The organism is Laceyella putida (assembly GCF_042665195.1).
GTDB lineage: Bacteria > Bacillota > Bacilli > Thermoactinomycetales > Thermoactinomycetaceae > Laceyella > Laceyella putida.
Genome location: NZ_JBHTBW010000082.1, coordinates 1 through 812, shown reverse-complemented (window position 1 = coordinate 812; position 812 = coordinate 1). Strand labels below are relative to the sequence as shown.

The window sequence follows — 812 nt, the reverse complement described above, 5'->3', positions numbered from 1 at the left end:
CAGCGCCGATGGTACTTGGGCCTAAGCCCTGGGAGAGTAGGTCGTTGCCAGGCACCAACAACCCCACTTCAAGAGAAGTGGGGTTTTCTTTGTATACCAGCTGGTTTGATAGTATGAGCTGGCCATGTGAGAAAGGCTTGTCCGGCAAAAGAACAATGGATGAAACCAGGCAGGAGCGCTGTTGGTCACGATTCGCGGGCGCTAAACCGATGAAAGGAGCCTTCATTGGTAAGCTGCACAAATAACCAAAGACATGATCGTGAGCGTGAATAGGGATGAAAAACCTGGTTAGGTTTAAATACATGAATGGCCGCAAATATGATGTCAAAAAACGAAACTGGACATATGGCAATGAGTATAAAACTAAAAAAGAGATCAAAAATGATAAATAGGGTGTTGACAATGCATAAAAACCGTTGTATATTTAATTTCGTTGCTAACGCGACAACATCTTATAAGAATCGATAAATAACAACAAAAAAGCTGTTGACAACTTCGGTTTGAGATGTTAAAATCAAAAACGTCGCCGCAAGAGCGACGCTAAAGAATGAAGTGTTCCTTGAAAACTAAAGAGTGAACGTGACCTGTCAATTCAATGTGACACTTCGGTGTTACAAATGAGCATAGACTCAAACCTCAAGTCTGGCGCTTAGCGCCAAGACCTTTACGGAGAGTTTGATCCTGGCTCAGGATGAACGCTGGCGGCGTGCCTAATACATGCAAGTCGTGCGGGGGTCTTCGGATCCCAGCGGCGAACGGGTGAGTAACACGTGGGCAACCTGCCCGTAAGACTGGGATAACTCCGGGAAACC

1 protein-coding gene and 1 rRNA gene are annotated in these 812 nt (G+C 45.7%); both read left to right on the top strand.

Annotated elements, in window-relative coordinates:
- Positions 1-245: hypothetical protein (locus ACFQNG_RS19540; protein ID WP_379867594.1), on the top strand; the 245-nt coding region annotated here is incomplete at its 5' end.
- Positions 246-663: 418 nt separating this feature from the next.
- A 16S ribosomal RNA gene (locus ACFQNG_RS19535) occupies positions 664-812 on the top strand; the annotation flags it as partial.